This is a genomic window from Flavobacteriales bacterium, from assembly GCA_025210805.1.
Classification (GTDB): domain Bacteria; phylum Bacteroidota; class Bacteroidia; order Flavobacteriales; family CAJXXR01; genus JAOAQX01.
In genome coordinates this window covers 23,575-35,155 of sequence record JAOAQX010000009.1, presented here as the reverse complement: position 1 = coordinate 35,155, position 11,581 = coordinate 23,575, and the positions used below count along the sequence as shown (strand labels likewise).

The 11,581-nt window shown below is 33.8% G+C and carries 11 protein-coding genes; 8 read left to right on the top strand and 3 right to left on the bottom strand.

Translation table 11 applies throughout. The annotated features are described in order from the left end of the window. Positions 1–565: Rpn family recombination-promoting nuclease/putative transposase (locus tag N4A45_05380; protein ID MCT4664648.1), on the top strand; the 565-nt coding region annotated here is incomplete at its 5' end. A gap of 101 nt (positions 566–666) precedes the next feature. Here the strand turns inward: N4A45_05380 and rpsU are convergent. The 3 genes from rpsU to N4A45_05365 all read right to left on the bottom strand — a co-directional run bounded on the left by rpsU (position 667) and on the right by N4A45_05365 (position 2,726). Further along, complete coding sequence (rpsU, locus tag N4A45_05375) at positions 667–861, bottom strand: 30S ribosomal protein S21 (GenBank protein MCT4664647.1); 195 nt, start codon at positions 859–861, stop codon at positions 667–669. Positions 862–1,052: 191 nt separating this feature from the next. Further along, positions 1,053–2,192 carry an acyl-CoA dehydrogenase family protein gene (locus N4A45_05370; protein ID MCT4664646.1) on the bottom strand — a complete coding sequence of 380 codons (1,140 nt, stop codon included), beginning with the start codon at positions 2,190–2,192 and terminating at the stop codon, positions 1,053–1,055. A 12-nt stretch (positions 2,193–2,204) separates the two neighbouring features. Next, on the bottom strand, positions 2,205–2,726 hold the full coding sequence (locus N4A45_05365) for an adenine phosphoribosyltransferase (protein ID MCT4664645.1): 522 nt from the start codon (positions 2,724–2,726) through the stop codon (positions 2,205–2,207). A 286-nt stretch (positions 2,727–3,012) separates the two neighbouring features. On the opposite strand from N4A45_05365, the gene N4A45_05360 reads away from it, so the two are divergent. The 7 genes from N4A45_05360 (at position 3,013) to N4A45_05330 (ending at position 11,562) form a co-directional block, all read left to right on the top strand. Next, the gene (locus N4A45_05360) at positions 3,013–4,173 is read left to right on the top strand and encodes a homogentisate 1,2-dioxygenase (GenBank protein MCT4664644.1); all 1,161 of its coding nucleotides are present in this window, start codon (positions 3,013–3,015) and stop codon (positions 4,171–4,173) included. Between the two features lie 21 nt (positions 4,174–4,194). Further along, positions 4,195–5,358 carry a 4-hydroxyphenylpyruvate dioxygenase gene (hppD, locus tag N4A45_05355; GenBank protein ID MCT4664643.1) on the top strand — a complete coding sequence of 388 codons (1,164 nt, stop codon included), beginning with the start codon at positions 4,195–4,197 and terminating at the stop codon, positions 5,356–5,358. A 311-nt stretch (positions 5,359–5,669) separates the two neighbouring features. After that, positions 5,670–6,620 carry a thioredoxin-disulfide reductase gene (gene trxB / locus N4A45_05350; protein ID MCT4664642.1) on the top strand — a complete coding sequence of 317 codons (951 nt, stop codon included), beginning with the start codon at positions 5,670–5,672 and terminating at the stop codon, positions 6,618–6,620. A 141-nt stretch (positions 6,621–6,761) separates the two neighbouring features. Continuing rightward, positions 6,762–7,328, top strand: a complete 567-nt coding sequence (locus N4A45_05345) for a 5-formyltetrahydrofolate cyclo-ligase (protein ID MCT4664641.1) — start codon at positions 6,762–6,764, stop codon at positions 7,326–7,328. 118 nt (positions 7,329–7,446) lie between these two features. Further along, on the top strand, positions 7,447–8,829 hold the full coding sequence (locus N4A45_05340; GenBank protein ID MCT4664640.1) for a hypothetical protein: 1,383 nt from the start codon (positions 7,447–7,449) through the stop codon (positions 8,827–8,829). A gap of 184 nt (positions 8,830–9,013) precedes the next feature. Beyond that, on the top strand, positions 9,014–10,045 hold the full coding sequence (locus N4A45_05335) for an alkaline phosphatase family protein (GenBank protein MCT4664639.1): 1,032 nt from the start codon (positions 9,014–9,016) through the stop codon (positions 10,043–10,045). Positions 10,046–10,371: 326 nt separating this feature from the next. Beyond that, the gene (locus tag N4A45_05330) at positions 10,372–11,562 is read left to right on the top strand and encodes a T9SS type A sorting domain-containing protein (protein ID MCT4664638.1); all 1,191 of its coding nucleotides are present in this window, start codon (positions 10,372–10,374) and stop codon (positions 11,560–11,562) included. Positions 11,563–11,581: the final 19 nt, after the last annotated feature.

Below are 11,581 nucleotides of genomic sequence, written 5' to 3'. Positions count from 1 at the left end.
TGAACTAAAATCTGTTTACACTATCGGGATTCTCGATTTTGTATTTGACAATGATGGCGACACCGAGGAGGAAAAAGAAAAATACCTCCACGAAGTGCAGTTGGTGGATATTGACACCCACAAAGTATTCTATGATAAGCTTACTTTTATCTACCTCGAAATGCCCAATTTTAACAAGTCTGTTGGCGAACTAGAAACCAGATTTGATAAATGGCTTTATGTGATAAAAAACCTCCATAAACTTGATAGAGTACCTGATGCTCTAAGAGAAACCATTTTCGAAAAACTTTTTGAAGCCGCCGAAGTAGCAAAAATGACCCGTGACGAATACGAAAACTATGAAGGAAGTTTGAAATATTATCGGGATATCCAAAACTCCTTGGATTATAGTTTTGAACAAGGAATAGAACAAGGAATAGAACAGGGGATCGAACAAGGAATTGAAGAAGAGAAAAAGAATGTGGTTATTGAGTCTTTAAAACTTGGAATTGATATTGCGACCATTGTTAAACTCACAGGTTTAACAAAAAAGGAAATCAATGAAATTCAAAAGAAGCAAAAATAATTGCTGGAGCAAAAGAAGATTGTAGATTAATATAGAAACGTTCGGATTCAAAAAAAACCATCGAAATTTCGATGGTTTTTATTTTTTCAAGGTAAAAAATTCTAAGCTTCTTCCTCTTGTCTTTTTTGTTGGATATAAGCCGCTTTAATCAACTCAGCTCTTCTTGCAACAGATCTTTTTGTGTGTTGCTTTCTTGTTCTAAGAGCTTTCATTTTTCCAGTTTTGTCAAATTTTCTTTTAAACCTTTTAAGCGCTCTTTCTATCGCTTCTCCTTCTTTTACTGGTATGATAATCATAATTATATCTTCTTAGTTGTATGTTAGCTAGCGATTCACCAATACTCTTCTGACGAATCGGAATTGCAAAGATACTGATTTAAAATAAAATTTGAAGTTTTAAATTAGGAAAAAAATGAAAAACCCATTTCATTTTAGAAATGGGTTTATATTTAAGTGATCAAAAAGTTGATATTCTGATAAATGGCTTTTTATTCCAAAATATGTTTTGAAATAACCAGCTTTTGAATTTCAGAAGTTCCTTCACCTATGGTACAGAGTTTTGCGTCTCTGTAGAATTTTTCTACAGGGAAGTCTTTCGTGTATCCATATCCACCTAGGATTTGTACGGCTTCATTGGCTACTTTGCATGCTACTTCAGAGGCGTAGTATTTTGCCATAGCACCTTCACGAGTCATACGTTCTTTTTTCTCTTTTTTATCACATGCTTGGAAAATAAGTAATTCAGAAGCATCGATTTCTGTGGCCATATCTGCTAATTTGAATCCAATTGCTTGAAATTGCGAAATTGGTTTACCAAACTGTTCTCTCTCTTTTGAATAAGCTAAGGCAGCATTATAAGCTCCTTTTGCAATTCCTAAACTAAGAGCTGCAATGGAAATACGTCCTCCATCTAATACTTTCATGGCCTGAATAAATCCTTCACCTTCTTCACCAAGCATATTGTCTTTATGCACTCTACAATTGTCAAAAACAAGTTCGGCAGTTTCAGAGGCTCGCATTCCCAGTTTGTTTTCTTTTTTACCTGAGCTAAAACCTGGAGTTCCTTTTTCAATCACAAAGGCAGACATTCCTCGTGAATCTCCTTTTTCTCCTGTTCTTACAATTACAACAGCAATTTCTCCAGAAATGGCATGGGTAATAAAGTTTTTCGCTCCATTTAATACATAGTAATCTCCATCTTTTACAGCGGTAGTATTCATTCCACCAGCATCAGATCCTGTATTGTGTTCTGTAAGTCCCCAAGCACCAATCCATTCGGCAGTAGCAAGTTTTGGAAGCCATTTTTTCTTTTGTTCCTCGTTTCCAAACTGTAAAATATGTCCTGTACAAAGTGAATTATGAGCGGCAACAGAAAGTCCTATAGAAGAACAATGTTGAGAAACTTCATCAATTACAGTTACATAATCAAAATAGGAAAGTCCAGAACCTCCATATTCTTCGGGAACAAGAACCCCCATGAATCCTAACTCACCTAGTTTTTTAAAAACTTCGATAGGGAAGGTTTGGTTTTCATCCCACTCCATCATGTCTGGAAGGATATGTTGTTTTGCAAATTGCCTTACAGATTCGGCAATCATATTTTGTGTCTCGGTTTTTGAAAAATTCATCCTGATTTTAGTTTAGTAGTTTTTTAAGCTAAAAATATTATTTGTTAGGTCTTTGATTTTATCTTTTCCTGCCAAGAAATCTAATTCCATTAAAAAAGAAACAGCAATTTCTCGTTGTTTACCTTGTTGAAGGAGTTTTAGTGCGGCTGCACAAGTCCCTCCAGTGGCTAGTACATCATCATGAAGAAGAATCCTGTCTAAACCATGAATCGAATGTTCTTGTATTTCTATATGATCTTCTCCATATTCTAGACTATAAGACTGGCTAAGAGTTTTACCGGGTAGTTTTCCTTTTTTTCGGATAGGAATAAAGGGAATATCAAGTTCATGAGCCAAGAGCATTCCAAAGAAAAAACCTCTACTTTCTATGCCTACGATGGCTTCGGGTTTAAACTCTTGAGCGTGTTTTTTCAAGGCTTCGAGGGCTTGGTTTCTCGCTTTCGGATTTGCTAATACAGGCATAATATCCTTAAAAAGAATTCCTTCTTTTGGGAAATCAACTACATCAATAATTGCTGATTCAAATTCTGTCATTTAAAATTCAATAAGTAGATCCTACAAATTTTTATCAGTCAAAAGTACTGAATATTAATGGTTTTTTTCAACAAAAATTAAAGTGTGTTTGTCTCAATAAGTGAGTAATTTTAGCATATAATCGGTATAAATTCTGTAAATTATAGCTCAAATTTTATTTAGATAGAGAAACGTGATCAAAAAACATGATATTTATCATATTTATATAATCTAAACTGATATTTATCTTTTTTTGAGCCGAAAAAAAGTTCTAAATTGCCAAAACAAATCTGAAAAATACGAGTTTATGCCTTTTTATACCAAACTAGGGAAGGTTCCACACAAGCGTCATTGTCAATTCCGTGACGAAAATGGAAAGCTTTACCACGAGCAATTATTTGGTACCATTGGTTTTGACGGAATGTCTTGCCTGATGTATCATATTCATCCACCTACGATTGTAAAAGACGTAGTAGGGAAAAAAGAAATTAGACCACAAATTGCCGAAGAGCATTCTATGGTCATGAAAAGTTATAAAGGATTTAATGTACAATCAACAGAGGATTATTTAGAAAGTAGAACACCAGTGCTTACGAATTCTGATTGTACCATAGAATTGGCAAGACCAAAGAACTCACTCAGAGAATATTTCTTTAAAAACGCTGATGCAGATGAGGTGATTTTTATTCACGAAGGAACAGGAACACTCAGAACTCAATTGGGAAATATTCCATTTTCTTACGGTGATTATTTAGTAGTTCCAAGAGGAATAATTTATCAAATAGATTTTGATACAGAGGAAAATAGATTATTTATTGTAGAATCTTATAGACCTATTTATACCCCAAAACGCTACAGAAACTGGTTTGGACAACTGCTAGAACATTCTCCTTTTTGTGAAAGAGATTTTAGAACTCCATCAGAGTTAGAAACACATGATGAAGTGGGAGAATTTCTTATTAAAATCAAGAAAGAAGGAATTTTATATGATTATATCTATGGATCACATCCTTTTGATATTGTAGGGTGGGATGGATATAATTTTCCTTATGCATTCTCAATTCACGATTTTGAACCGATTACAGGGCGTGTTCATTTACCTCCACCAATTCATCAGAATTTTGAGACGGATGCATTTGTAATCTGTTCTTTTGTTCCAAGATTATATGATTATCATCCAGACGCTATACCAGCACCATATAACCACTCAAATATAGATTCTGATGAAGTTCTATACTATGTAGATGGCGATTTTATGAGCAGAAATGATATAGACAAAGGGCAAATAACCTTGCATCCAGCAGGAATTCCGCATGGTCCACACCCCGGTGCTTATGAAAGATCTATTGGAAAGAAAGAAACATTAGAACTCGCCGTGATGGTAGATACCTTTAAACCTTTAAAAATAACCAAACAAGCATTAGAGCTTGAAGTAAAAGATTATCACAAATCTTGGCTTCATCACTAAGCAAATAAAACCTAAAGAATTATGGCAGCAGAAATTAAAAACCTAAAAAATATCCAAAACATTACTTATGGTTTGGAGAAGCTTTTTGACGAGGCAGAAGACTTCTTGCCTTTGTTAGGAACAGATTATATAGAACTCTATGTGGGGAATGCAAAGCAATCTGCACATTTTTATAAAACCGCTTTTGGATTTCAATCTGAAGCTTTTGCAGGATTAGAAACAGGACTCAAAGACCGTGTTTCCTATGTGCTGAAACAAGATAAAATCCGCTTGGTGCTCACTACGCCTCTTGATGAAGGTGGAGTAATCAACGAACATATCGACAAGCATGGAGACGGAGTAAAAGTAGTGGCACTTTGGGTAGAAGATGCAACCAAAGCTTGGGAAGAAACTACCAAACGTGGGGCAAAATCTTATATGGAGCCTACCAAAGAAGAAGATGAAAACGGATTTGTTGTAAGATCTGGAATTCATACTTACGGAGAAACGGTACACATATTTGTTGAGCGTAAAAACTATCAGGGAATATTTTTACCAGGATACCAAAAATGGGAATCTCATTATAACCCAGAGCCAGTTGGTTTTCGTTATGTAGATCACATGGTAGGAAATGTAGATTGGGGAGATATGATGACTTGGTGTAATTTCTATAAAGAAGTAATGGGATTTGCTCAAATAGTTTCTTTTACAGATGATGATATTTCTACTGATTTTACAGCTCTAATGAGTAAAGTAATGAGTAATGGAAATGGTAGAATAAAATTCCCAATAAATGAACCAGCAGAAGGGAAAAAGAAGTCCCAAATAGAAGAATATATCGATTTTTATAATGGTCCTGGAGTACAACATATAGCTGTGGCTACCAATGATATTGTGGCAACTGTTTCTGCCATGAGGGATCGTGGAGTAGAATTTTTATATGTACCAGAAACCTATTATGACGACCTTCTTGAGCGTGTAGGAGATATTGATGAAGACGTAGAAGTATTGAAAAAGCATGGAATCCTTATTGATCGTGATGACGAAGGATACCTACTTCAACTCTTTACAAAACCTGTGGTGGATAGACCAACGATGTTCTTTGAGATTATTCAAAGAAAAGGAGCTCAATCTTTTGGAGTAGGAAATTTCAAAGCACTTTTTGAAGCAATTGAAAGAGAACAAGAAAATAGAGGAACCTTGTAAGGTGACTTGATATTAAATAAAAAATCCATCTTTCTTAATTACTAGAGAGATGGATTTTTTTTTATGATCCTTTTTCTTTTGTAAAATATAGAAAAGCAGAGAACTGATTTCTCCCAAAAAAAATCGAAAAGAATTGATGAAGATGACTAATATAGGTTACTTATTAAGTGTAGGTATAATACTTATGAGTAAATAAACACATATGGGTATTATAGGTTAAATATATTTAATTATAAATTTTTTTTATCATTTATCACATACCATCAATTTGAATTATACTACTTTTGACACATCAAATTATTAATCATAAGATCGACAAGAATATGGAAAGAATAGATTGCCTTATCGTAGGATCAGGACCAGCGGGATATACCGCAGCAATATACGCCGCAAGAGCAGAACTCAAACCTGTAGTTTATACAGGAATGCAACCAGGAGGACAATTGACTATTACTACTGAGGTAGATAATTTTCCAGGTTATGCAAAAGGGGTAAATGGAACGGAGATGATGGAAGATCTAAAAGCTCAAGCAGAGCGTTTTGGAACAGATGTTCGTTTTGGATTGGTTACCAAAGTAGATTTTGCAGAAGAAGCTGGAGCTTGGCATAAAGTAACTATTGATGAAAGTACAGAAATAGAAGCACGCACAGTAATTATTTCAACAGGAGCCTCAGCAAAATGGTTGGGTCTTCCTTCAGAGGAAAGGCTGAATGGTTTTGGAGTTTCGGCTTGTGCGGTTTGTGATGGATTCTTCTATAGAGGACAGGAAGTTGTAGTTGTTGGAGGTGGTGATACAGCCGCAGAAGAAGCTTCTTACCTTTCTAAAATCTGTAAGAAAGTTACTATGCTAGTGCGTAAAGACGAAATGAGAGCTTCAAAAGCTATGCAAACTCGAGTTTTAAATATCGAAAATGTAGATGTAAAGTTCAATCACAGTACAGTAGAGATTCTTGGAGAAAAAGGAGTGGAAGCAGTAAGAGTGAAAGATAGTGCTTCAGGAGAAGAATACGATATTCCAGCAACAGGATTCTTTGTAGCTATTGGGCATAAGCCAAACTCAGATGTCTTCAAAGGTCAGCTAGATATGGATGAATCAGGTTATTTAATAACAGAAGCAGGAAGTTCAAAAATGAATAAGCCAGGGGTATTTGCCGCAGGAGATATTCAAGATAAAATCTATCGTCAAGCAATTACGGCAGCAGGTTCGGGTTGTATGGCAGCTTTGGATGCTGAGCGTTACCTTGCAGAATTTGCTCACTAATTTTAGGTAAATTCTATAAAGTAAAGAAGTTGGGTTTGATTTTTGATCGAATTCAACTTCTATTTTTTTATCTTTATCCAAATGCTGATTTTTGGCAGTAATCTCAGAGAAAATATAAAAACTACCAACAAATAATTAGAAATGAAAAAAGAAGAAATTAGAAAAGAAATAGTACAATACAGAAAGCAACTTAAAGAAAAAGAAGTTGATCGCTTGTCTAATCAAATTTTTGAACACGCCAGAAGACTCCCCATTTGGCAACACCAAGTCTATCATTCTTTTCTCCCCATAAAAAGAAATAAAGAAGTAAATACCTGGCCTTTTATTCATTTTTTAAGAGATGAATTAGGGAAAGAAGTTGCTTTGCCCAAAGCAGATTTTAAAGATATGACTCTTGAGCATATTCGCTATGATGTGGATACGGAGTTGTATAAAACGAAATTTGGAATCCCAGAACCCATTCGTGGAATTCATGTAAATGAAGAGTCTATTGATGTGGTTTTCGTGCCTCTTTTAGCATTTGATAAAAAAGGAAATCGTGTGGGATATGGAAAAGGCTTTTATGATCGTTTTCTAGCAAAATGCCGAGAAAACACTATTTTAATTGGTTTAACTCTAGATACTCAGCCCGTAGAAATTGACGATGTAGATGAATTTGATTTTCCACTGGATTTCTGTATTACTCCTGAAGGTGTTTTTGAGTTTTAGAGGAAGATTATCTTGTTTTTTTTGAACAAGAAAATTTAAATATTCCTAGTGTATATTTCATGTCTAGTTAATTAAAATCAAGAATAATAGCTATATATTTAACTTTTAAAGTTAAGTCATGTCAATAGAGGAAATAAATAATAAGGAGTTTAGGCAATTTGTTGAACAGGGAAGAATGGATTTTACAACTTGTAAATTCACTACCGATATTGATTTTTCTGATTTACCATTTAAAAAAGGTGATTACCTTTTTAATCTTTCTGAATTTAAAGGAAATATTAATATTTCTAAACTGTTTAAGAGCGAAACAAGTTTTGTATTTGCTAATGCCCTGTTTAAAGGCAAAATAAAAATTTCGCAATCACATTTTAAAGATATTAACTTTAATAATTCTACATTCGAGAATGAAGTTTGTTTAGAAGGAGATTTGTTTTTTAAAAAGTTAAGTGGTTATGGAGCTCATTTTAAAAATGTATTAACCTTTAGTAATTCGATTCTAGGTGGTGATATTAGTTTCTCTGGGACTGAACTTGATTGTGGAATGGATTGTTATTCAGTGAGATTTGATGGGTTTTTTCTAATTGAGAATTCTCAATTTAGGAATGATGTGGATGTAGACTTTACGGACTGCGTATTCAATAAGGACTTTACATGGCATAGTATTACAGTTGAGAAGGCAAAACTATTGTTTACAAATGCTATATTTTTAGGGAATAGTACAAGATTCTGGAATATAAATTTGAAGCATGTAAATAATTTTATGGAATTTTCAGGTGTTCGATTTTTAGGTAGTCATTTAAGTATTAATCATCTGGATGGTTCCGTGTTGTTGAATTACGTAAGTTTTACTGGGAATATTATTGTGAGTAGTTGCGATATTAATAAATGGAGTATTAGAAGTACAAATATTTCTACAATTCACTTTATGAATTGTAATTTCAATGAGGGAAAATCAAATCGAATTATTTTATATAGGGAAAATAAACCTGATAAGGGGGGTGATATTATTAAGCATTTTAAGGGCATGGAAGAGTTATATAGACAATTAAAAATATCATTCGTATCGAATAGTTCGATAGAGTTTGTTGGTAAAGCGTATTTTTCGGAAATGGAAATGAAAAGAAGAGTACTTAATCTTCAGAATAAATATAGTTGGGAATGGATTGTTCATCAAATTTATTATTATGTAGGGGGATATACTGTTGATTATTCCAAACCTTTGGGTATATTACTTTTTTTAGTTTTCATTGGTTGGCCTTTTATTAATATTTGGATTATAAATGATTTTTCACCAATACATGAAAATGCTTGGTCTCTATTTAAATTTTTAGAGAGTGTTAAAATAGAGTACTTATTGGGAGGTATTGATGCATTGCCCTTTTTGAAAATTGGCTCAAGTTTTAATAATGAAGTTCCAAAATACCTACTAAAGGTAGAAATATTAATCAATACAATCGTTCTAGCTTTCTTTATTTTGGGTGTGAGAAGAAGGTATAAATAACTTTAATCTTCAACATATCTGTCGTTATACCATACAGCAAGGTGTTTTTGAGTTTTAACAAAAGAAATCTCTTCATTTTGTCCAAATGAAAGTTAGAAAATAATCCTTAACATTCATCTAACGAAATTTTGACTTCAGCTTTCTATTTTTTAGCTACTTTGCAATTCTGTAAAAACCGCCAAAAATGAAAATTCTCCTTTACGTCCTACTATTATTTGCCTTTTTTTCTTGCAAAGAAGAACAGTCGTCTATCGTGCCACAAAAAAGTGTAGAACCCATCAAAAAATCAGATTTTCGTCTGAGTTTTGGTTCTTGCAACAAGCAGTATCAAGAAAATCCGTTTTATGAGAAAATCCTCCATCAAAAACCTGATGTTTGGATTTGGGGAGGCGATAATATCTATTCGGATACGGAGGATATGCAAGAAATGTGGAGCGATTATCAAGAGCTAATTTCCAATCCTTCTTACCAAAAACTTAAAAACAATGTCCCCGTTATGGCAACATGGGATGACCATGATTATGGACTCAATGACGGTGGTGCTGAATTCTCAAAAAGAGAAGAATCACAAGGTCTATTCCTTGATTTTTTGGGTGTGCCCAAAGACGATATCCGAAGAGAAAGAAAAGGCATTTTCTACCACCAGTATTTTAATCATCCTAAAGGGAAAATTCAAGTCATTGTTTTAGATACACGCTACCACAGAACTTCCTTAACCAAAGATTCCACAGGTAAAAAACGATATATTCCCAATGAATACGGCAAAGGAACGATCTTGGGAGAAATCCAATGGAATTGGTTAGAAGAAAGACTTTCGGATTCCTCTGTAGATTGGAATATCATTGTGGGGAGTATTCAGTTTTTAAGTACCCAACATGGTTATGAATCTTGGGGAAATCTCCCACATGAGCTCGATCAACTCAAAAAGCTCATAAAAAATGCCCAGCCGACAATTCTGTTATCTGGAGATCGCCACTTGTCTGAGTTTTCAGTTTTGGAAGACACCGTAGGAAATCACCCTTTACTAGATTTTACCTCAAGTGGACTCACCCATTCTTATTCAAATTTCAAAGGAGAAGATAATCCTTTAAGAAAAGGAAAAGTGGTTCATGAACCCTCTTTTGGAATCATCGACTTTTATTTTGATTCTGCAAAAATTTCTTGTCGAATTCAAGGGCGAAATAAAACAATAGAGCAGTTGGATTTGACTTATTAATATTCCAGAATTTTTTATTCAAAATACCCTTTTTTCGTATTCCAAAAGCTCTTGTTTTTTAGGCTTGTATTTTAATTTTTCTTTGATAGAATATTCTAATATAGGAAAACATATAAAACAAGAATTTTTTTTGTGAAATTATTGAAATGTTCTGTTTATTTTATCTTATGTTCTGTTTTTTATATAATTATTTTGTTTTTTATTCTATTGGTTTTGTTTGTGATACAGATTATGTATTGCTAGTGCTAGTTTTGTGAAGGCTTTTTGGTGAGTAATGAATTACCGAAGTCAAAAAGCTTTTTTTTCAAACTAAAACTCAAACAAAAATGAAAAAAACACTATTAATTATTGGTCTTTTTGTAATGTCTTTGATGGGGCAGGATACACAAGCCCAAGTTACAATTACACAAGAGAATTATCCTAGACCCCATTCTTGGATAGACAGTTTTGAAGTCTCTTTTTCGTCTTCCATTACTTTGCCAGAAATAGGGGCAAACAAAGTATGGAATTATGCAAATGTTTTGCGTGATGCAAAAGGAGAAAGAGCTCATGTAGATGAAACGAATAACACTCATTTTTCAGATGCTATAAATTCTTATCAGGCTGATAAGGTGTATGGTCTTGGAACAATTACTTATACGCTCCCTAGTAGGTCTTATGAAGCGATTGACCAACAAGGGTGGTATTTGACAGGAAGAACCTTTGAAGGAAAAACGGTTTCTCTTCAATCGATTACTGGTAATTCCAATGATAAGGTTCATTATCCTCCGAATGCTGTAAATGATTTAAATGGAAGAATCGATATACTAAAATTTCCTTTGAATTATCAAGACTCTTGGTCTGGGAGCGAGGTATATGATTTACATTTTAATGTAACAGTTAGTGCTTTTAATCTAAATAATGTTCCTGCGTTTACCCGTAAGCAAAAATTTGCAGAAAGAGAAGTTGTGGGTTACGGAAAGCTCACTTTACCAAAACCAGATCACTCTGCAACCGAAGAAATGGATGTATTGTTAGTAAAAATAAATATTTTAAGTACAGATAGTCATTTTCTAAATGGAAATCCAGCTCCAGCTGCCTTGTTGAATGCTTTTGGACTCTCACAAACGGATACGAATAAACAAGAGTATTACGCATTCTATAGACCTGGGTATCCCGCATCACCTTTGTTTTTCATTATAGAAAATGGAGCCGTTGAAAGAGTGATTTATCGATATCATGCTGCGGAAGATTTTATAGGCTTAGACGAATTAGATTTTTCAAATAGTTCTGTGTATCCAAATCCAGTTTCTGTAGGGGAAGAGGTGAGTATAACGGTAGAGAATTCTTCAGGAGAAGTTAAAGTTGATTTTTATGATATTCAAGGACGATATTTGTTTCAATCAACTTCTCCTGTGCTGAATAGTGATGAAATAAAGATTCAAATACCTTTAGGTATAAAGCCAGGAATACTCTTCTATAAAATTTCTGATAAATCTCAAGGATTGAGAGCAATGGGGAAATTAGAGGTTTTTTAATAGATTTAGCAACACAAAG